Here is a 21,219-nt window from a genome sequence, read left to right as displayed (position 1 = left end):
ATTCAGCATGACCAAATTTTAATTGCACAGCTTTAAAATGTATAGTTACTTGTTAAAATTCTGAATTCTGACTAAGATCCACTTCTCGATACAATTGCTCATAAACTCGCAATCACTCGAAGTGACAGTTGTGAAGATTATTAAGTAGCTTTCAGCATAATTTTAGCCTGAAAAAAATGTCATCTCGACCGGAGTGGAGAGAGCTTAATTATAATTAGCTTTCAAAATAGATTTCTCCATTCCGCTGCGCTTCAGTCGAAATGACAACACAATTACTTTTTTTTAGATATAGCCTTCAGCTATTAGCCTGAATTGTTAAAATTTAAGCTTGGAATTATCGAATCTTGAGTTTTATGCTTTTTGGAATTCAAAATTCGGACTAAAATCCACTTCTCGATACAATTGCTCATAAACTCGCAATCACTCCTTTAGACTTGTATTGTTATTTTTATAGCAGTATTAACAAAGAAAAGAGAGCTGAACTCGGGTACACTAATATCGCTCAGAACATAAAGTTCATCGTTCGATTCAGACCCAAGTTCAGACTTTCATCAACAATCTCTAATAGAAATTCGGGATATAAGCCCATTATCAAGGAGTTGAGTTATTGATGAAATCCCTCTTATCTACAAAGCATTACAAAGTTATGAAAAGTATTTATGTAGGTATCGACATTAGTAAAAACACGTTGGATTTTTGTGTTAGATCTTCCGGTGTGGCAAGCTTTCACAAGATCGGCAACAAAACCAAAAGCATCCGCAAGCTTTTGAAAAGCATAGCCAAAATAGATTCCAAGGCTTTTATAGCCATGGAAAACACGGGGTATTATAACTATAACCTTTACCAAACCCTGAAAGGCTTTGATTTTAACGTCTATGTGATAGACCCCAAGCATATCAAAAGGAGTATCGGCCTGGTGCGCGGTAAGAACGATAAGGTAGATGCCAAGAGGATTGCCATATTCATTGAAAGGAACCATCAGGATTTTGAATGCTGGGAACCTTGCAGTGAAGCCATCAGGTCTTTAAAGATATTGATGGGCCAACGTAGATCAAAAATCAAGCAGCGCAAAGGGATCAAACAGCAAATGGCCGATTTAAAGGATATTGTATTTAATGGCAGTACCAGAAAACTGATCAAGATCAATCAAAAGGCCATCAAAGAACTGGATAGGCACATCCACGAAATAGAAACCTTGATCCGTGCCGAAATCAAATCGGACCCGGTTTTACAGGAACAGCTCAAAAGGATCAAGACCGTACCGGGCATAGGGGATGTTACCGCTTGGATGATCGCCATCAAAACCGAAGGCTTCCAACGTTTGACCGATCCAAGGAAGCTCGCCTGCTTTGCAGGGGTGGTACCCTTTGAGCAACAGAGCGGCACCAGCCTAAAAACCAGGCCCAGGGTATCGAAAATGGCAGATATGGCCTTGAAGTCCGTACTTCAGATGGCCGCTATGAGGGCGGTAAGGATGCAAAATGATCTGCAGGTATATTACCTAAGAAAAGTCGAAGAGGGCAAAAATAAAATGAGTGTTCTAAATGCGGTCAGGAACAAATTGTTACACATTGCTATGGCACTAATTAAAAACCAAACAAATTATAAAAACCGCTTGGAATTGTCATAGAAATCGAAGTGACAGTTGTGAAGATTATTAAGTAGCTTTCAGCATAATTTTAGCCTGAAAAAAAATGTCATCTCGACCGGAGTGGAGAGATCTTAATTATGATATAGGTTCTCCACTACGCCTGCCTGCGGCGAGGCTTGATCCGGATGACAAGAAATTTTAGTGTAGATTCTAAAATCTAACAACGAAGCGGTCTAACTTATAATTACTACCTACAGCTTATAAGCTATTTTCAAAAGAACGGTTCTTGGTTGTAGGTATATGCGGCTATCGGTGACAATGAATTCTGAAAAGGAATTTTCTCTTCTAAAATTGGCATCCAGCATATTATTGACTTCAACCTCAAAACTCCAGGCACTATCTAATTTATTATAAAACAGGGAAGCATTTCCTATCTGAAAACGGTTCACCTGGTCGTTTTCCTGATTTTGGTAATAATTATATTCGTAATCGGCTTTCAGAATAAATCCGTTTAAAAAATCATATTCTAAACGGGCAAAAGGTTGAAATTGTACAAATCTATTCTGAAAATTATCCGATCCAAAAGCACTAAAATCATGTTCGTAGCCCACATCTAAATTTGGGAAGTCATCAAAAGTAGTTCGTATTCGCAGGCCGTAACCATAATGTTCAGAATCATAAGCTATGGTATTCTGGTTTACGATTCGGCTATAACTGGACAGCGAGGCATTCCCATCTACCGTCAATCGAAAATCATTGAGTCGCTTGGTAAAAGAGCCACGAAAGCTATAGGTTTCATTGGGTAAATCGGTATACACCGGACTCGAGATCTGATTAATTCCTTCTAAAATGGTTGTATTCAAAATGGATCGTACCCTGTTCGAATAATTAAAAAAGAAATTATAATTAATGCCTTTAAAAAGGCTAAACTTATAATAGCTCAAAGAAAGTCGATGATACAATTGATTCTCTAAATCTTCATTTCCGCGGTAAATCCTATTAAAACTACTTAAGCGATAGCGATTGGCATAACTTGATGCATTGGCAAAACTGGAACGCATGCTGTAATTTAATCGTAATTTTTCTGAACCGCCAAGTTTATATTCACTTTCAAATTCAGGCAACAAAACCGGTTTTGTTTCATTGGTAATTTCATCAGCAAACTGGGTCACCTGCCACAGGTAGTAATGATAAAAAAGACCGGGTTTTAAAATAAGATCGCCAAACATGGTTTTATATTGAAAACCTACATATTGATCGACCAACCGGTAATGAACATCATTATTAAAATCGACTTCAGTAAAACTATTAATTTCTCCGGAATCCAATTGTTGCTCGTCGAGAGTACTAAAACGCTGATCTGAAAAACTGACCCCCAATGCCGGATAAATATGATTGGTATTGTTGAGCACCCAATAATGCTTGAGATCCAAACTGGCCTGGTTGAGCGTGGTATTTACCTGCTGAAATAAATGCAGACTGTCTTCTTCTACAAAAGGAATAATCGTATTAAAAATCGGCTCGTTAAATAACCAATCCTTGTCATTTTCGTTCTTAGAATATTTATAATCGACATTTAGTGTAGTGGTATGCTCGAAAGAAAACTGTTTGCTGTAGTTTACATGTTGTGTAAAATCGATCCCATCGGGCTTTGCCATGGTATTGATAAACGTAGAATCTACCGGAGTAAACGAATTTAAAATTCCGTTGGCTGTAGCCGAAGATGTTTTTACATAGGCATCGTACGTAAGATCTTCATCGGCATTTGGGCGATAGCGCAATTGCAATTTATTTAGTGTAAAAAACAGATCGTTGTTTTGCCGGGTTTCGCGAAATTCATCCAACCCGCGCTCTTCATCGATATAGGTAATGTTATATTCTTCCAGTGTTTCCAGTTTATTATTGGAAATAATAGTGTAGGCATTTAGATCGAGAGCGCTGGTAATTTCCTGGGCGATGTTAAAAGCGCCAAATTCATTTTTGTTATAGGTAAAATCTTCATTCCGCAGAAATTGCGCAAAATCATCGTTATAAATACTACTCGCATTCGGCCGATCCATAAGCGATAAATAACCGCCTTCAAAATTTATATAATCCTGCATGGAAAAAGACTTTTGCCCGGTATTATTAAAATCACCTATAACATTTACTGAAGTTTTCGGGCTGTAATAAAACAAGGTAGGATGCAGAGAATAGCGATCTTCTACGCCACCGCCAACTTCGATATCACCAAAAGCAAATTTCTTTTTACCTTCAGAAAGTTTAATGTTCATCGCCATTTTATCACTGTCTTCCAGACCTTTTAAAAACGGGATTTCGCTGTAATTATCCAACACTTCGACTTCATCTACAGCATCAGCAGGAATGTTTTCTACGGCAAGTTTAGAGTCTCCGGTAAAAAATGTTTTCCCATCGACCATTAATTTATCCACCTTTTTGCCATTTACGGTGATGGTCCCTTCACGGTCTACTTCCACACCCGGTAACTTATTTAAAACTTCACGTAGCTTACGCTCTTCCCCGGTTTTAAAAACATCGGTACGATAAATTGTAGTATCTTCTTTTACGACCACCGCCATTTTCTTTTTGATAAGGACTTCTTCCAGGCTTTCGTTACTGGCCTGCATGGTATAATCTTTCTGAATATCACGACTGGCAATAATCGAATCGATGATTTTTTGATAACCCAAATAACTAATCTCGATCACATAGCTACTGTCTTTTTCCAGATTAAGGCGATAGCGTCCTTTTTCATCAGAAATGGAAAAGGCCATATTAAGATCATCACTATCCGGGATCGCAATAAGGTTAGCGCCATGAAGTGGTGCATTGGCCGAGTCTTTAACGGTACCGGAATGGATTGTTTGAGCATCGCTTTTAAGTGAACTAATAGCGGTAATAATGCCTATTAAAAACAGCAGTCTTAGCAACGAAAATATTTTAGTATAACAATAAGAAAATGAATAATAGTAAAATTTAAAAAATAATCGCACAAACGCCAAATAGTTATATTAAAGTAAATAAAGATTTTAAACTATTTTTAATTGAATTTTGAAGGCCTATTGTTTTTATTCCACTCATCATAAAATTGAACAAACATTTTATGGCTTAATATATCTAAATTTTCCTTATTAATTACTTCTACTTTTTTTTTAGTAAGTGATAAATCAACTGCAGTATATTTTAAAAGATTTGTTTCCAATTCTAATATCAATCCAGGAAGATTTGCATATGCCGTCGGACCAGCTTGATAATTTAAATTTGGAGCAAACCATGCATAAATTGGTATATATTTATCATAATCCTCATAACTTTCGCTAGGAATTACGTAAGCTTTAAAGCATTCTTGTCCTAAGATATCTTTTTTTTCATCAGTTATTTTCCAGTTTAATGCGTTTTGATCAACCATTCTCGTTTTTTCCAGAACTCTAGGTATATAGTAGGACTTCTTTTCTAAAACATTCCCATATATACTTTTACCATTAAAAACTAATGTTGTTGCGTAGTTAATAAAAGCATCTGGCTTATTGTCTAAGGACATAGGTCTTTCAAAAGTAAATTGAAACGATTGTCGATTAGATAAAACAAAAAAGTTCAAATGAGGTAAAATTTCCTTTACCTCTTTTTGCATTACTTTTTGAAAATATTTATAATCATCAGATGCTTTCGGATTTATATACTGTTCCTTCAATGAAACATTGAATTTAACAGTTATATTCTTCTCTTGAGAAGCAACTGAATTGAAATAAAAAATAACTATAATTAGTAGATATTGTAATTTCATCAATCTATTCTTACTTCATATTCACTTAGTCTAAAATAGATGAAAAACGCCCTGTAATTTTTCAGCATCCCTATTTAATTACTCCCAAAATTCTTCATCACTTTAGCACCAATCTCTTCAAACTCTGCCTGCGTAACCTGCTTGCCTTTGCTTGGTTTTTCAATTTCGATAACTTCTTTTTCTTCTATACTTTCAACAGTATAGGTATTCCTATTTCTTTTCAATTCCAAAATAAGCCCCGGTAAATTTACATAATTGGCCGGTCCAAAGGCTAAATTTATTTCTGGTGCGTACCATGCGATAATTGATATTTCATGCTCTCTCGCACTATTTTTAATGATTTCAAACCCTGTAGCTTTATATACTTTAAAACCTTTTATGGATTTTTTCTCTTTACTGAGTTGCCATTTGATACTACTCATTTTAGAACTTATTATAAAACCCCTCCCAAAAGCATTTACCTGATTTAAGCATATATCTTCCTGAGAGTTGCTATAATAAGTTCCACTAAAAACTGCCATGATCCTGGTAAACGCAAATCCACTAAGCGCCTCATTTTTCATGGATTCCTGCATTTTAAATAAGCTTTCTTGATCATTTATTTGGAGTCTGAATTTTATATACTTTAGATTCTTAAATAATTGTTTATAATTCTCTCTTATTTGCGCCGGTATTTTTTCGAGTTGTTCTTTTGTTAACGCAAGTTCTGTACTTACCCCGTAAACCACATCCAGACTTTGTGCATTTAAAGAAAATCCAAAAAAACAGATCAATAAAAAACACCTTAAATCCTTCATTGTTTTAGTGCTTTTAGATCGATTTTCTGAAACCAGTTTTGTCCATCGATATTTAACTTTTTTGTTTCTAAAAGATAGCGCTCGGTTTTTATATTTTCTTGAATTGCTTTTCTCATTTCAGCATTAACATCGATGATATAGCCCATATCAAGATCTTTATCGCCAAAAATTCTGAATATAATTTGTTGATCTAGTTTAAAAGGCTGCTTGCGCAGCATCTTTGTAACCTGATTTTGTACATCTTGAAACGAAGTTTTTTCTTCTTCTACATAAATAGTTTTGTTCGCATTTATAAAGACATTCAGGTAAAAAATATTATTATTTTCTATCGAAGATTGCGCATTTATGCCCATTGAAAAGCCTAAAAAGCATATTAAAATAGTTAAATTCTCTTTCATAGTTTTCTATATTATTCCTTATCACTTTTTATTAAACTTTTAATTTTATTGTTTGCTTTAGCCTGTATTTCTTTCCATTCAGCAAGTGTAACTTCATGAGCAGCTTCAGGCTTTTTAATTTCAGCAGGCTTTTCTTCTAAATCTATGTCGATTAAAGTGAACAATTCAGCTCCATATTCCACCTGAACCACCAAGCCCGGCAAGCCTGTAACTCCTCTTGGACCTAATGGGATATTTAGCTGTGGTGCAAACCAAACCTCTAAGCTTCCATCCCAGGTTTTTAAAGTTCCTTTAGCTTTAAAACAGGAAAATCCATTAATCATTCTTTGCTCGTTGGTAATTTCCCATTTATAAGGTGGATACTCAATTAAATAGGTACTATTGTTAAAAGAATCGGTAAAGAAAAAAGAGTTTCCAGTTTTTAAATTGCTATAATAGATTCCATCTGATGGGCCTGTGGCTAAGGCCATGTATGGATCATCATCGACACTCATCAATTCAGGAAGTTTAAATTCTGCTTCGTTTTTGTCGAATTTCAACTCATATTTTAGTCGCTTAGCGAGTCGATCTCTGGCTAGTTTCATTTTTGAATATTCTCTATATCGCTGTGAATTGGTCTTTTTTAATTCCTTCATTCCTTCTTCAGATCCAAAAGAAGTCCATTCCTTTTTATAAGTAGCGATTCCACTTTGTGCTATTACAGTAAACGTAAAACATAGAAAGATAAGACAGATATAGCATTTCTTCATAATTTAAAATTTTCAAATTGCTTAAAAAAATCAGATTCACTAATAGATGTTCCTTTTCCGGGCACATTAATTGTTATCTTTTTTTGCTGAATTTTGGTGAGTGTATAAAGTTCACTGCCAGTTTCTAACTGCACTACCAATCCCGGCAGACCATTGTATTGTAACGGACCGTAATTAAGCGGAATTTCTCTAGTATACCATGCAACTACGCTTTGAAGTTTACCGCTTTCTAATGGAATCTTTGCCGAAGCCTTAAAACAGGAATAGCCGCTAATTGTTTTTCGTTCTTTTTCCAGCTTCCAATCGATTTTATCCAAATTCACAAGAAATTTTTCTCCCAGAGCTTTAATCGCCCAAATCACGGAGTCTGTCTTTCGGTTAAAATAATATTCTCCCTGATAAGGCCCTTTAGCTAAGGCTAAGTCGGCTTCATTTCCAATATTCAGCAAGTCTTCCAAATAAAAAAAGCTTCGATTTTTATCGAATTTCAGTTTATAAGCTAACTGCTTTGTAAGTTCTTTCTGAAGTTTTTCCAACTCACGGTATTCTCTATATTTCTGCGGATTCGCTATTTTATCCTGTCGCCCTGCTGCTGATTCAGAATATAAATTGATCCATTCTTTTTTGTAGGTGGCGATTCCAGAATCCTGTGCGTAACCAGTTAAAACACTAAACATAAAAAGTAAACTGAAAACATTTTTCATTTTAATTCTTTTTAAAAATAGTACCTCGCATTTTATCCATCATTTTGCTATATTTTTCTGCGGAAATTAATGTACCAAAATCCGGTTTTTTAATGTTTACAGGTTGATTGGTACTGATCTCGACTAAAGAAAGTACAAAGGTTCCTCTTTTCACCTCAACAATTAAACCCGGCAAACCACCAAAACCCAAAGGCCCAAAAGATGTAGGGATCTGCGGCGTAAACCAAACTTCTTTAATCTGTTTATTTTCTGGAAGTTCAGCTTTAAAACAGGTAAATCCATTGATAGTCTTAGTTTCTTTTGTCACTACCCAATCGAAATCTATTGAATCCTGAACCGTATATTTTTTTCCGGTAGTTTCTGAAGTTTTTAGCCAAATTCCTTTTTTTGAATTCTGGTAAAATTCACCTTTCCCGATTACTGCATGACCTATAGCAGCAGCACCAGGTTTATTCGCATCATTATCCATTTGATTTACTAACTGAAACGAAGAAACCGAATCGTTAAATTGTAAAACAAAATCAAACTTTAATGTAGCCTCCACTGCTTGATTTAATGTATTTACCGCATACCGATGAGTTTCATCATCTGGCTTTTTAATTTCAAACTCCTTAAAGTCTACAATCTTATAATGACAGATTGTGCCTTTTTGGGAAAAAGCACTAAACGAAAGCAGTAATATACTCCAAAACTTCAGTATTCTTATCATTTTGACTTTATTATATTAGCTGTTGCTTTTTTATACAAGGCGTCTAAGGCTTCACGAGAAATTTCTTTACCTTCTAAATACTTAATTTCCAAAGCTTTATTACTAAACTTAATGCTTTTCAATTTATAGGTCATTGGAAGATAAGATCTATTGATCTGTAATTCTAAAATTAAACCCGGCAAACCGCCGTATCCAACAGGCCCATAACCAAAAAAAGGAATCTCTGGAGCAAACCAGGCGACAACCTCATATTTAAATTTTCCTTTAGAATTTTCAGTAACTTCAGTTGTAGTGGCTTTAAAAACCTTAAAACCGTCGATCATTTTATATGCTGAAGAAATCTTCCACTCCCCTGTGCCTTTGGTTTTTTCTTTAATTATGTACCATTCATTAAAAGCCTCCTTTCGAATAACTAATTTATTACTGTCAGCTTCTGTTAGGTACACCTTATCGAGCCCTACCATGACTTTGGAGAAATTATAATATGGTTTTCGATCTACTGCCATTCCATCTTTCAACTTAAAAAGCGCCTTAGATCTATCGAATTTTAATATTGCCGTCATCCGCTCTACATATTGCTGACTCACTTCAAACATTCTATGTATAACATCTTTTTTATCCGGCTCTGGCTCTGGCTCTGGCAACTCACCAAGAACTATCGCATACTCAACTTCACCGAAATTGATCTGCCCATAAGTAGGAAAAACTATAAAAACCAAGAAAATGAAAGACAAAGGGTAAAACATAGATTTTTATTGGTGTATATCTAATATAATCAATTAACCTAAAAAACTCAGTTAAAAAACAGATCATAACGGTATAAACTAAAATTCTGTACCGTACATTTCACTTCGCTTTTTAATTTCTAAGAGTTGTTTCTTGACAATAGTATCTTTCTCCTGATAAGTTATTGTTTTCTTTGCCGTTGGAATTTCTATAATCACATCCTCTCTGCGCTTTATTTCTGTGACAACATACGTAATTCTATCGTCTTTAGTTGCTTCTAGAATTAAACCCGGCAGCCCATCAAAATCTAATGGACCGGTAGAAACAGAAATTTCTGGAGTAAACCAGGCTTCAACAGGCACCCATAAAGGCTCCATATACCTATCGTAAGTTTTATACTCCATTTTAGCTTTAAAACATTTATAGCCTAAGATCATTTTATACTCTTTAGTAATCTCCCAACTGTTATATTTCTCTGTATTAGCTAAAATTTTATAATTCTTACCATCAATATCCTCAAAAATAAATTTTGCGTTGTTTTCTTTATAAAAAACTCTTCTACCATTGGCAGACACTAAAGCTGCATTATAACCACTTTGCATATCCCTATTTTCAAATGGCATTATAGATTCTGTGTAGAACTTTGAAGTTTTGCCTTGTATCAGCAAAATTAATTCTACATAAGGAAGAGCTGCAATTTCATTCTTTCTGTATTTACGTACCATCATATTTTCGATTTTAGAAAGATCTTTCTGCTCTGCTGAATAATCCATTTTATAAATGATTTTTAGATTTTGCGCAGTCGCACAAAAGCATAAATTGAAAATAATAGAAATCAAAAGTACTCTTTTCATGATCGTGAAATTAGCTTTTAAATTAATGATATTATATTCAAATTCAGCACATCACTAAAATAGGGTGAAAATCCCCTGCTACTGAAATTTAAAAAAGCTTATCAAACTCAATTTAGCGAAATATTCAATACCGCAGTTTTAAGTCTTAAATGGTCTTTTTCTAAAACTTCAACCTTAGCAATACTGCTGCTGTATAATTTTAAGCTTTTATCTTCAACTAAATAGCCGTTTACATAAATATCTGTTTCGTTATCCAGGCCAAAGAATTTATTTATTTCAGATTGCGACTTTGTTCCAAATTTCTTTTGAATCTCTAAAGTCACAATTCCCGGGTTTTGTTGATCTACAAATAAAACTTTAGAACCTATAGCTTTATACTTAAAAACCTTCATTTCAGAAAATATTCCTCTGGAATACTTTTTAATATACTATTCCCGGCAATGATCTGATCATTGATGATAAAGACCGGCTTTTCTGAAGTATCCCTGGCCAATTTTACATGTTTAACTTGGGCGTTTACTGATAGCGCTCCTAAAACGCAAATCATTAAAATCAGTAGCTTTTTCATGGAAAGTAAGGTTTACAGAACAAAAGAATTTTCATTCTACTTAAATATAGCCAATGTTTTGCTAACAACTTCGGGTATAAATCCCCCTAAAACCTAAACCTAGCTGAAATAATCAAATTTCTGCCTGCTGCGGCAATGCCAGAACTATAAGTACGATAACGTTGATCGGTTATATTTTCTAAAGAAACGCTAAGTAACCAGTTTTCATCCAGATCGTACTGGCCGGTAAGATTTAATGTGTACCAGGAGGGCGAATATGGATTTCCGTTCGCATCAATGGCATATAAATATGCCTTTCCCTGCTCTGATGTTGCTAAATCAGTATAACTAATTTCACCATTATATTCCGCAAAAAGATCTAGCTTTAGTTTCTTTTTATGCCAGATTAAATGAGTATTTCCAAAAATTGGCGCAGCATGACGCAAAGGAGCACTGGACCCATCATCTAATTCTTCTTCACCATCGGTAAATGAAATTTTTGAAGCCATACGTAAAGCCACTGAAAAATCGACCTCAACACTTCCCTCAACTCCATAAACATGCGCATTAGATGCATTTTGTATCGCCTGCACATTACTTGCTTCGCCTTGATAATCGATTTCAGTTTTACCATTCAGGTTAAAATCGCGGCGCACCATAGCCTCTTCTAACCAGGTATAAAAACCTGTTAGACCAAATCGGATATTTTCAGCTGGTGTCCAATTCACTCCAACTTCAGCATTGTAAGCATACTCCGGTTTTAAATCGGGATTAGGCACGACCACCGATCCTGGTTCAGAATCAAAAATTTTACCCACATCATCGATATTTGGTGCTCTAAAGGCAGTAGATGCATTTACACGCCATTGTAAAAACCGGTTTTGTTTCCAGTTGATTCCCGCACTTGCGGTTAGCGCTCCGGTATTAATATCAGCATCTCGAAACGGAAAATCATACAGGTTTTCCTCGAATTGGGCGTCTAACAAAATATGATTATAGCGCAAACCCGACTGGAAATTCAAGGCTTCTTGAATTTGCAACTGATAGGTTGCATAGGCTGCTAAAGACTGCCAGCTGGAATTATCGGGATAGCGAGAAACCGTCTGTTGTCTGGAACCTGAATTTATATTTTCCTGATAACCTTCAGAATTTACCTGATTGTTCACATATTCTACTCCGTAAAATAACTTACTGCCCCCAAATGTCTTTTCGAAATCCAAATTTGCGGAATAAGCACCTACATTTTCTTTCGTGTTAAATAAAATTTCTTTGCCAAAATCACGATCATGCCGGCTTTCTTCAAAAAACTGATAAGCTAAAGTAAATTGCGCTTTATCATACACATCGCCATTCCCTTTTTTATTAATTTTGAAATCGCCTAAAAACCATCTTTGCGGCCCATAATACCATTCGGCTGACCTTAACTGATCGTTTCTACGACGATAAAGACGATCGTACCTGGGAACATCTGAAGTCTCACTATAAATTAGCCCTAAACTAAAATTCCATGTTTCATTGGGCATATATTTTACTTTTTCCAGTAAACTAAGCTGCGTATAACCGGTTGGTTTTTGAATTAACGGATCTTCATTTTTCAAAATCACGTCTTCACCATTTTCTCGTGCAGCATATTCGGTTCTTAAATAAGAATCAGAACCGTGCTTTCCCATTTTTAAATCGTCAAAATCTGAATAAGAAATCGAGGTCTGAAATGCCCAATTTCGTCTTCCTAAATTCACATCGGCATGCAACGTCTGTTCGTTATTTGCCGATGAATACCTTCCGTAGAAATTACCACTAACCGAAGTTTCTGCACCAAACGAAAATCGGGGTTTTAGCGTATAAAAATTCATCACCCCGCCAATAGCATCACTCCCATAAACCATGGAACCGGGACCTAAAATCACTTCTGCTCTTTCAATCGTCAAAGGGTCTATATTAATCACATTTTGCAGGTTGCCACTTCTAAAAATTGCGGTGTTCATCCTTACGCCGTCAACAGAAATTAGCACACGATTGGTTGCAAAACCGCGGATCATAGGACTTCCCCCTCCTAACTGACTTTTCTGCACAAATACCTTACCGGTACTTTCTAACAGATCAGCGGAGGTTTGCGGACTATTCAGCAGTACGTCTTCTTTATCAATACTTACTATTTTCTGCGGAATTTCATCTTTCTGAAGCTGAAATTTTGCTACAGAAAGCACCACCTGATCCAGCTTATTCTGGTCTTCCTGAAGATAAACAATCTGGTTTTTAATAGCTGACTTCTTAATTTTTAATACCTCGTGCGAGATATGTTGAAAAAAAAGTTCTTCAGTACTATCGAATTTAGATATATCCGCACGACCTTCAAAATTGCTCAGGCTAGTTTTAGTCTTTTCAGCATTAAAAATCATGACATTGCTTAAAGGTTCTTCAGTAGCGCTATCCAGCACAATAATATGTTGTGAAAACAAATTTATGTTGAAAAGAACACAAGAGAGAAATACAAAAATTCGCATTAATTAAAAATTTCGTTAAGGACGGTTAGGGATTTTGGTTTTCTAAAACCTTCGATATGTAATTCGTAGTACTGCAACAACATTCTTAAAAAGTCAGCACGTTGTTCACCACTCAATTTTACCCGCTGCATATCATTGAAATTCACATTTAAAAATGCCCGCAAAATATCAAGATTTTCTCCTTCTACGCAATAATCGTTCGTTTTAACAGGCTCAAAAGTTCCTTCCAATAAATTAAAGAATGGCTGCTCGGTATTTAGGTCATCGGGCTGAAATCCTAAAAAACCAGATAATTTCAGCAAAAACATGATATGAAAATTAGCAGTTTTATCATGTAAATCCAACCAGCTAAAAGCGGTTTCTAAAAAGTGATACAGCGCGGGATTGGCTTCTTCTTCCCTAATCGCGCTTTTTAAAACTTCTGCAATAAACATCACCAGGCTGGTTTTGATCATATTGGTATGCAAGGAGGTATAGGTATTGATCACCTTGGCATCTTTTAGGTATTCCAGTGTGCCCTTGTTTTTATGACTTGCGACAATCTCAAGCTGCGTTAATAATTGAAACTGACTTACCTTAAACTTTCCTTTCTTCGATTTTAGAATTCCACGTAACATATAAGTACGCAAACCACTTTCTAAAGAGTACAAATTAACGATTAGATCTGCCTCTCCGTATTTCAGCGCACTAATTACAATTGCTTTAGAATTAACTATCATCGAACTTAAAGTATGATTTTGGTGACGGAAGGTATAAAAAAAGCCGCTTTTACAAGCGGCTTTATCTTATTTATGTAGATCAGGATTTATACCACACCTTGAGCTAACATGGCATCGGCAACTTTAACAAAGCCGGCTATATTTGCGCCTTTTACGTAATCTACATAACCATCTTCATCACAACCGTATTCCACACATTTTTCATGAATATCGTTCATGATTTCGTGAAGTTTATTATCAACCTCTTCAGAGGTCCAATTATAACGCAATGAATTTTGTGTCATTTCCAGTCCAGAAGTGGCCACCCCACCCGCGTTAGATGCTTTACCAGGAGAGAATAAAATTTTAGCACCACGAAAGACTTCTACTGCCTCTGGTGTACATGGCATGTTTGCTCCTTCCCCAACACACATACAACCGTTCTCTACTAATTTCTTAGCATCAGCTTCTTCTAATTCGTTTTGTGTAGCACATGGCAATGCAACATCGCATTTCACTTCCCACGGAGATTTATCTGCGTAAAACTTAGCATTGGTATATTTCTGGGTATACTCATTGATCCTGCCTCGTTTTTCGTTCTTAAGCTCCATGATAAATTGAAGTTTGTCTGCATCAATTCCTTCTTCATCATAAATATATCCACCAGAATCAGACATGGTTACCACTTTAGCGCCAAGCTCTATTGCTTTTTCTGCAGCGTACTGGGCCACGTTACCAGAACCAGAAATAACCACCGTCTTACCTTGCAGTTTTTCTCCTTTGGTCTTTAGCATATTCTGGGTAAAATATACGTTACCGTAACCAGTTGCTTCTGGACGAATTAAAGATCCACCATAAGACAATCCTTTTCCGGTTAAAATGCCGGTGAATTCGTTTCGTAATCTTTTATACTGGCCAAACATATACCCAACTTCACGTGCTCCCACTCCAATATCTCCGGCAGGAACATCAGTGTTATGCCCTATGTGCTTGCTAAGCTCTAGCATAAAACTTTGGCAAAAACGCATTACTTCATTATCCGACTTTCCTTTTGGATCAAAATCTGAACCTCCTTTACCTCCACCCATAGGTAAGGTTGTAAGACTATTCTTAAAGGTTTGCTCAAAAGCCAAAAACTTAAGAATACTTAAATTTACCGATGGATGAAAACGCAGACCTCCTTTGTATGGTCCGATGGCCGAATTCATTTGTACACGATAACCGCGATTAATCTGAATGTTACCTTCATCGTCCAACCAAGATACTCTGAACATGATTACACGCTCTGGCTCTACCATACGCTCTAATAATTTAGCGTTTTGATATTTTTTATTTTGTTCAATAAAAGGTATTATGGTTTCAGCAACTTCATGAACCGCTTGTAAAAATTCGGGTTCATTTTGATTTCTTTTAGACACTTTATCCAAGAAATCCTGTATATTTTTTTCCATAAGGCGTCGCTTAAGTTTGTTTAAAAAAAATGTTTTTTCGAGGTGCAAATATATGAGATATATAAAAATTATCGATAAAATTTTAGTTTTTCATACAATATTAACTTTCTATTGAATTTCATTAAAAAAAAGAAAAACTCAATTTAAAAATACCTAATCTTCTTTTTATATATTTGCCTATAAATCCTTTAAACCCCTGTATTGAAGCGGATTCGTATCATATTTTTAATCGGTTTTTTATGCATTTCATCTCCTTATTCTTTTGGGCAGGTATTGCACGAAATAGGAGTTACTGCCGGGCCGGCAGCTATTACTTCCGATTATGGACAACGCGGTGAATTTAGAAACTTTTATTACAACACCGGTTTTGGGGTAGGATTTCAGCATTACATGAATTTTGTATACACCGGCAATAATTACCGCACAAGCTATTTTAAAGACTTTTTTAGGGTAAGAACAGAAATAGATTATTTTCATTCTTACTTAAACCATTACGGCCCTATTTCTTACCAAAACAACCCCAGGGGAGAAATGCTAAGAGCTATGCACGGTGAAACCAATATATTCGAAATAGGTACACAACTGGAATGGCACTTTACCCAAATTAGGGAGTTTCTGATTTTTTCAGAACGCTTTTCTCCATATATCACCGCAGGCATACATGCAGTTTACTACATCCCTGATGCGTACAGTGATCTTGGACCCATCGATAATCCTAGAGTCTTATTCCCTGCTTTTCAGGGAGGACTTAATTTAGATAGCGGGTTCACCTATAATTTCGTGTTTGGGGGAGGCACGCGCTATCGACTGGGAAGAAATAGTGATTTAGTGGCTGAAATTAAATGGCAGTATTATGGCAGTGATTACATTGAAGGCTTAAATGTACAAGGGCCGCAAAATAAATCGAACGACTGGACCATTTGGCTAAACTTTGGATATATTCACTATCTCAATTTTTAGAAAGCTTCTTACAGAATGAATAAAACCATCCTTAGGCAATTCATTCCTGAAATTTATCGAACTCCTTTATTTTTTGGCCAAAACAGTTATTTACCATCATTTCAAATTGCGGAATATTTTCGATTTTAGTGACATACACCGCACGTGAATCACCGTACTTTAACCGGATCACCTTTTCATTTACTTCCTTAAGACTTAAGCTACGGTCCCTTTCATCTTTAAACAACACCTGATTTCCTGCACTCAGCATAAAATCCTTTAATTTAAAATGAATATTTTCGTTCTGGCCGTAAATATCTATAGCCCCTTTAGAAATGTAATAACGCGGAATAGTACCGTCGCAAGGCTCGTAAAGTAAAAACTGATCGTTATATTTTTTAATCTCAACCAGTTTAAATATAGAATTTTCATGTTTTCTTACTTCGGAAGTGATCACCGAATCTAATTGCTGATAAAAAACCGAAGTCTTTGTAGTATCTATAAAAAGTTGATACTTTTTTAAATCTAATGCCGCAGCAGAGGTGCGCTCGGGAATGCTGTCTGGTGGAGCCATATAAGGATCCATAGATGTTACTTCAGTTTCAACTTTGGTAGAAGTATCATTTTTACAACTGAAAAAGCTCAAAAAAACAATGAATATAAAAAATATCCTATACCTCATCTGCATATAATATCTTCCCTCCTTTTTCAACAATTTCAGCTTTTGCTTTTTCAAAACCTGCAGCATCTATAGCGCGTGTGGCATCTTCAATTAAAAAAGCTGCAAAACCTTCAGCTAAAGCATCCTTAACACTAAAAGCTACACAAAAATCACCGGCCAGACCGGCAAAATATAGCTCGTTTATTCCTTTTTCTTTTAAATAGCCACTTAAACCAGTAGATTTTAAATGAGCATTATCATAAAACCCACTGTAACTATCAATTTCAGGATCGGTACCTTTTCTAAAAATCGCTTCGATTTTATTCAATTTCAGCTTAGGATGAAAATCGGCACCCCTACTACCCTGCACACAATGATCCGGCCACATGACCTGATCGATTCCGTTTAAATCAATTACCTCGTAAAGGTTTTTATGATGGGTGCTGGCAAAACTTGCATGACCCTCCGGATGCCAGTCCTGGGTAGCAAGCACTAAATCGAATTGATGCTGAATTTTATTAATTATTGGTACAATCTTATCGCCATCGGGAACGGCTAAGGCGCCGCCAGGCATAAAATCGTTTTGTACGTCTATAAGAAGTAAAGCCTTCATGCCATTTTACATTTTATGTTCGCTAATTAATCGATCCCTCTCTGCCTTTAATTTTTCTGAGATACTGACTTTATAAATATGCGGATTGTTAAAGCGTTTATACTCAAGTGGTAATTCTGCCAATCTAGATTTGCTGTATGCCGCAATTTCAGAAAGTGTTCTTTTTTTGATTTTCATTATGCCATTTTCCATTACTGGTTGCAATAATGCTTCTTTTTGGTAAGCGGAAACATCTAAAAACTTGTAAGGTTCTGACGGATGAAAAACTTTAGACAGTTCAGTATCGTTTTCGTTTTCCATCACAATTACATCGACCCCTGCACACTCTCCGTTTTTATCTTTCATTCGGTATACCTGCTTTCGATGCGGCAAAGTGGTTTTAATCAAACTTTCTGAAATCTTGATTCTTGGCTTTCCGTCTGAAAATGTGAGCTTATACACACCATCTAAAGCTGCATCAGGTTTGCCAATCACAAGATTTGTTCCCACTCCGTAAATATCGATTGGCGCATCCTGTTCCTGTAAACTTTTAATCACAAATTCATCTAATTGATTTGAAGCCGCAATTTTCACATATTCGAGACCAGCAGCATCTAAAAGTTGTCGCGCTCTTTTACCCAAATATGCCAAATCTCCGCTATCTAAACGAATAGCCATTAATTTTTGGCCTTGTTCTTCCATTTCCTTTGCCACTGTAATCGCATTGGGGACACCACTTTTTAAAGTATCATAAGTATCCACCAAAAGCACACAAGCTTTAGGCCGGCCTCTGGCGAATTCCCTAAAAGCGGTAAGCTCATCATCATAACTCTGCACAAACGAATGCGCCATCGTTCCAGAAACCGGAATATCCAAATCCCGACCGGCAATGACATTACTGGTCCCGTTAAAACCGCCAATCATGGCCGCTCGCGTGGCGTAATAACCGCCAGGACCCTGTGCACGTCGCAACCCAAAATCAAGCAAAGTCCGCTCTCGAGACACCAATCGCATTCTACTGGCTTTGGTTGCTATAAGGGTTTGAAAGTTTAATAAATTCAATAAAATCGTTTCGATAATCTGAGCTTCGATTAAATTGGCTTCCACCTGTAAAACAGGTCGGGTTGGAAAAACTACATCCCCTTCCTGTACCGAGTAAATATTTCCTGAAAATTTAAAATTCTCGAGATATTCTAAAAAATCATCCTCAAAATCGTATTGCTTTAAAAATTGAATATCTTCCTTACTAAACCGAAGATTTGTAATAATTTCCAGTAAATCTTCTAACCCTGCAAAAATGGCAAAACCACTTCCGTACGGGATTTTTCTGAAATAATAATCAAAAACGGCTTTGGTGTTTCGTTTTCCATTTTTAAAATAAACCTGCGACATCGCAAGTTGGTATTGATCGGTATAGGTTGCCGTAAAATCAAACATAAGAGGTTGGTTTTGTAAATCGATAATCAAGATTTATTTTTTTAATGAACTATGCAGTTTATCCACATCGTTAATTAAATTTCAGCCAATCGATTTTTATAAAATTCTAAATCTTCAGTCCTGAACAATACAAATTTAAGCCTTTGCAAGTGTTTTAACCCTTCTGCTTCCGTCAAAATTGTATTAAAAACCAATTCAACGGCATTAATTTTGGAATAACAGAAAATTCCTGTTGAAATTTCAGGTATAACCACCTACTTGATTTTATGTTTCAGTGAGTTTTATAATATACTTATAGAATATTTTATCTTCAGGTTTGTCGTTTTCCTAAAGTTTATTTCCCGATTTGTAAATCGCATTGATGACCCCGGAGGGAGTTTAGCATTTGCGGCATTTACTATAGCATCAACATCTGGTTGACTTGCAATATTTACATTTTTGATATAAATATATAAACCATGGATTTTCAGACTCATAGCACAATTATTTTTTCCAAATTCAATTTTATTTAAAATACTGCTTTATTTTTTTGAATATTATTTAGTGATAATTAAAAATTCCGTTATATTTGCATCCGCAAAATTGATTGCAAATTCCTCCTTAGCTCAGTTGGTTAGAGCATCTGACTGTTAATCAGAGGGTCCTTGGTTCGAGCCCAAGAGGGGGAGCAAAAAATTTTAAGGGCAAATTCAGCTGCCGGGAATGCTGAAGACATATTGATATATTCCTCCTTAGCTCAGTTGGTTAGAGCATCTGACTGTTAATCAGAGGGTCCTTGGTTCGAGCCCAAGAGGGGGAGCAAAAAGCCACACTAGTTTTAGTGTGGCTTTTTTGTTATCTTCCATTATGCATTTTGTGTACATCATTTATTCGCAGAAAGTTGACCAATTCTATATCGGAGAAACCGAGGATATTGAAAATAGGTTATTAAAACACAATACTGGTTTCTTTAAAAATTCATTTACCGCCAAAACAAATGATTGGAAACTTTTCTTTTCCATCTCATGCTATAATCGAACGCAAGCACAAAAGATAGAAAAACATATTAAAAAAATGAAAAGCAGGAAATACATTCAAAACCTGAAAAAACATCCCAATATTTCCAAAAAACTGCTTTTAAAATATTAAAACAGTTCGAGCCAATCCCGATAGCCATCGGGAGGGGAGCAAAAAGCCACGCTAGTTTTAGTGTGGCTTTTTTGTTATCTTCCATTATGCATTTTGTTTATATTATTTATTCGCAGAAAGTTGACCAATACTATATAGGAGAAACCGAGGATATTGAAAATAGGTTATTAAAACACAATACTGGTTTCTTTAAAAATTCATTTACCGCCAAAACAAATGATTGGAAACTTTTCTTTTCCATCTCATGCTATAATCGAACGCAAGCACAAAAGATAGAAAAACATATTAAAAAAAATGAAAAGCAGGAAATACATTCAAAACCTGAAAAACATCCCAATATTTCCAAAAAACTGCTTTTAAAATATTAAAACAGTTCGAGCCAATCCCGATAGCCATCGGGAGGGGAGCAAAAAGCCACGCTAGTTTTAGTGTGGCTTTTTTGTTATCTTCCATTATGCATTTTGTTTATATTATTTATTCGCAGAAAGTTGACCAATACTATATCGGAGAAACCGAAGATATTGAAAATAGGGATCAATTCTAAAATCTGGGTTTTTACGATTTTAAGAATATAATTTAATCAAGGTGTACCGATATACACATCCTTCAGCGAGTTCCTCAAAAATAGATTTCTAGTTTGTAAGTTTAGTAACGTTCAAAATGAGGTATAAGACCAATCCTAATTGGTATGAAAATGAGCTCATCGTTGACGTTAAGGAGGTTACCGAAGAAGAGGCGAAAAGAAGATTAGAAGAACATCCTGATAAATGGAAGAAAACAGAAGATGGAATTGAATTAAGTGATGAGGATGCTTTAACCTTAATAAAAACATCAGTAATTATTGACCACTGGTCAACTTTAGATTTTCAAATTGAAGACAAGGAATCATTCGTTGTAGGATATATCAAAACTAAAAGTAGAACTGAATAACAATAATAATAACACAATGC

General features: G+C 35.7%; 24 protein-coding genes and 2 tRNA genes. 8 read left to right on the top strand and 18 right to left on the bottom strand.

All coding sequences use genetic code 11. From position 1 onward, the window contains the following. Positions 1-610: 610 nt before the first annotated feature. Positions 611-1,630 carry an IS110 family RNA-guided transposase gene (locus ZPR_RS00855; protein WP_013069688.1) on the top strand — a complete coding sequence of 340 codons (1,020 nt, stop codon included), beginning with the start codon at positions 611-613 and terminating at the stop codon, positions 1,628-1,630. Between the two features lie 212 nt (positions 1,631-1,842). Here the strand turns inward: ZPR_RS00855 and ZPR_RS00850 are convergent, their stop codons facing one another. The 14 genes from ZPR_RS00850 to gdhA all read right to left on the bottom strand — a co-directional run bounded on the left by ZPR_RS00850 (position 1,843) and on the right by gdhA (position 15,512). Continuing rightward, a complete protein-coding gene (locus ZPR_RS00850) occupies positions 1,843-4,521 on the bottom strand; it encodes a TonB-dependent receptor (protein ID WP_013069687.1) in 2,679 nt (892 codons plus the stop codon). Between the two features lie 110 nt (positions 4,522-4,631). Beyond that, positions 4,632-5,375, bottom strand: a complete 744-nt coding sequence (locus tag ZPR_RS00845; RefSeq protein WP_041578471.1) for a GLPGLI family protein — start codon at positions 5,373-5,375, stop codon at positions 4,632-4,634. 74 nt (positions 5,376-5,449) lie between these two features. Continuing rightward, positions 5,450-6,172: a GLPGLI family protein gene (locus ZPR_RS00840; RefSeq protein ID WP_013069685.1), complete on the bottom strand. Its 723-nt coding sequence runs from the start codon at positions 6,170-6,172 to the stop codon at positions 5,450-5,452. Beyond that, positions 6,169-6,570, bottom strand: coding sequence for an ExbD/TolR family protein (locus ZPR_RS00835; protein WP_013069684.1), 402 nt, complete (start codon positions 6,568-6,570; stop codon positions 6,169-6,171). The genes ZPR_RS00840 and ZPR_RS00835 overlap by 4 nt, the downstream gene beginning before the upstream one ends. An 11-nt stretch (positions 6,571-6,581) precedes the next feature. Then, positions 6,582-7,319 carry a GLPGLI family protein gene (locus tag ZPR_RS22365; RefSeq protein ID WP_013069683.1) on the bottom strand — a complete coding sequence of 246 codons (738 nt, stop codon included), beginning with the start codon at positions 7,317-7,319 and terminating at the stop codon, positions 6,582-6,584. Further along, a complete protein-coding gene (locus tag ZPR_RS00825) occupies positions 7,316-8,023 on the bottom strand; it encodes a GLPGLI family protein (protein WP_013069682.1) in 708 nt (235 codons plus the stop codon). Before ZPR_RS00825 ends, ZPR_RS22365 begins: the two co-directional genes overlap by 4 nt. A gap of 1 nt (position 8,024) precedes the next feature. Then, on the bottom strand, positions 8,025-8,732 hold the full coding sequence (locus ZPR_RS00820; RefSeq protein WP_013069681.1) for a GLPGLI family protein: 708 nt from the start codon (positions 8,730-8,732) through the stop codon (positions 8,025-8,027). After that, positions 8,729-9,478, bottom strand: coding sequence for a GLPGLI family protein (locus tag ZPR_RS00815; RefSeq protein WP_041578468.1), 750 nt, complete (start codon positions 9,476-9,478; stop codon positions 8,729-8,731). Before ZPR_RS00815 ends, ZPR_RS00820 begins: the two co-directional genes overlap by 4 nt. A gap of 78 nt (positions 9,479-9,556) precedes the next feature. Further along, positions 9,557-10,312 carry a GLPGLI family protein gene (locus ZPR_RS22360; RefSeq protein ID WP_013069679.1) on the bottom strand — a complete coding sequence of 252 codons (756 nt, stop codon included), beginning with the start codon at positions 10,310-10,312 and terminating at the stop codon, positions 9,557-9,559. Between the two features lie 107 nt (positions 10,313-10,419). Next, positions 10,420-10,704: a hypothetical protein gene (locus ZPR_RS00805; protein WP_013069678.1), complete on the bottom strand. Its 285-nt coding sequence runs from the start codon at positions 10,702-10,704 to the stop codon at positions 10,420-10,422. Continuing rightward, positions 10,701-10,880 (bottom strand): hypothetical protein, encoded by a 180-nt coding sequence (locus tag ZPR_RS00800; protein ID WP_013069677.1) that lies wholly within the window; start codon positions 10,878-10,880, stop codon positions 10,701-10,703. The genes ZPR_RS00805 and ZPR_RS00800 overlap by 4 nt, the downstream gene beginning before the upstream one ends. Before the next feature lie 86 nt (positions 10,881-10,966). Next, positions 10,967-13,363 (bottom strand): TonB-dependent receptor plug domain-containing protein, encoded by a 2,397-nt coding sequence (locus tag ZPR_RS00795; RefSeq protein ID WP_041578466.1) that lies wholly within the window; start codon positions 13,361-13,363, stop codon positions 10,967-10,969. Continuing rightward, positions 13,363-14,082, bottom strand: a complete 720-nt coding sequence (gene recO, locus ZPR_RS00790) for a DNA repair protein RecO (RefSeq protein WP_013069675.1) — start codon at positions 14,080-14,082, stop codon at positions 13,363-13,365. The genes ZPR_RS00795 and recO overlap by 1 nt, the downstream gene beginning before the upstream one ends. Before the next feature lie 86 nt (positions 14,083-14,168). Then, positions 14,169-15,512, bottom strand: coding sequence for an NADP-specific glutamate dehydrogenase (gdhA, locus tag ZPR_RS00785; protein ID WP_013069674.1), 1,344 nt, complete (start codon positions 15,510-15,512; stop codon positions 14,169-14,171). A 201-nt stretch (positions 15,513-15,713) separates the two neighbouring features. Here gdhA and ZPR_RS00780 point away from each other — a divergent pair, with 201 nt between their 5' ends. Beyond that, positions 15,714-16,472, top strand: coding sequence for a THC0290_0291 family protein (locus ZPR_RS00780; protein ID WP_013069673.1), 759 nt, complete (start codon positions 15,714-15,716; stop codon positions 16,470-16,472). A gap of 40 nt (positions 16,473-16,512) precedes the next feature. Here the strand turns inward: ZPR_RS00780 and ZPR_RS00775 are convergent, their stop codons facing one another. From ZPR_RS00775 to ZPR_RS00755, 4 genes are all read right to left on the bottom strand, one after another. Beyond that, positions 16,513-17,097 carry a hypothetical protein gene (locus ZPR_RS00775; protein ID WP_013069672.1) on the bottom strand — a complete coding sequence of 195 codons (585 nt, stop codon included), beginning with the start codon at positions 17,095-17,097 and terminating at the stop codon, positions 16,513-16,515. A gap of 25 nt (positions 17,098-17,122) precedes the next feature. Next, a complete protein-coding gene (gene pncA, locus ZPR_RS00770) occupies positions 17,123-17,725 on the bottom strand; it encodes a bifunctional nicotinamidase/pyrazinamidase (protein WP_013069671.1) in 603 nt (200 codons plus the stop codon). 6 nt (positions 17,726-17,731) lie between these two features. Then, positions 17,732-19,141, bottom strand: coding sequence for a nicotinate phosphoribosyltransferase (locus ZPR_RS00765; RefSeq protein ID WP_013069670.1), 1,410 nt, complete (start codon positions 19,139-19,141; stop codon positions 17,732-17,734). Positions 19,142-19,422: 281 nt separating this feature from the next. Beyond that, on the bottom strand, positions 19,423-19,617 hold the full coding sequence (locus tag ZPR_RS00755; RefSeq protein WP_013069668.1) for a hypothetical protein: 195 nt from the start codon (positions 19,615-19,617) through the stop codon (positions 19,423-19,425). A gap of 118 nt (positions 19,618-19,735) precedes the next feature. Here ZPR_RS00755 and ZPR_RS00750 point away from each other — a divergent pair. From ZPR_RS00750 to ZPR_RS00730, 6 genes are all read left to right on the top strand, one after another. Further along, positions 19,736-19,809: transfer RNA gene (locus ZPR_RS00750), tRNA-Asn, on the top strand. A 57-nt stretch (positions 19,810-19,866) separates the two neighbouring features. Next, positions 19,867-19,940 (top strand) — tRNA-Asn (locus ZPR_RS00745). A 47-nt stretch (positions 19,941-19,987) separates the two neighbouring features. Next, entirely contained in the window at positions 19,988-20,269 is a 282-nt protein-coding gene (locus ZPR_RS23975) for a GIY-YIG nuclease family protein (protein WP_013069667.1), read from the top strand. Positions 20,270-20,355: 86 nt separating this feature from the next. Then, positions 20,356-20,637 carry a GIY-YIG nuclease family protein gene (locus ZPR_RS00735; RefSeq protein ID WP_041578464.1) on the top strand — a complete coding sequence of 94 codons (282 nt, stop codon included), beginning with the start codon at positions 20,356-20,358 and terminating at the stop codon, positions 20,635-20,637. Positions 20,638-20,723: 86 nt separating this feature from the next. Beyond that, entirely contained in the window at positions 20,724-20,813 is a 90-nt protein-coding gene (locus ZPR_RS23970; protein WP_394329735.1) for a GIY-YIG nuclease family protein, read from the top strand. Between the two features lie 116 nt (positions 20,814-20,929). After that, a complete protein-coding gene (locus ZPR_RS00730; RefSeq protein WP_013069665.1) occupies positions 20,930-21,199 on the top strand; it encodes a hypothetical protein in 270 nt (89 codons plus the stop codon). Positions 21,200-21,219: the final 20 nt, after the last annotated feature.

This window comes from Zunongwangia profunda SM-A87 (genome assembly GCF_000023465.1).
Lineage (GTDB): Bacteria > Bacteroidota > Bacteroidia > Flavobacteriales > Flavobacteriaceae > Zunongwangia > Zunongwangia profunda.
This window is presented reverse-complemented; position numbering and strand designations above follow the sequence as displayed.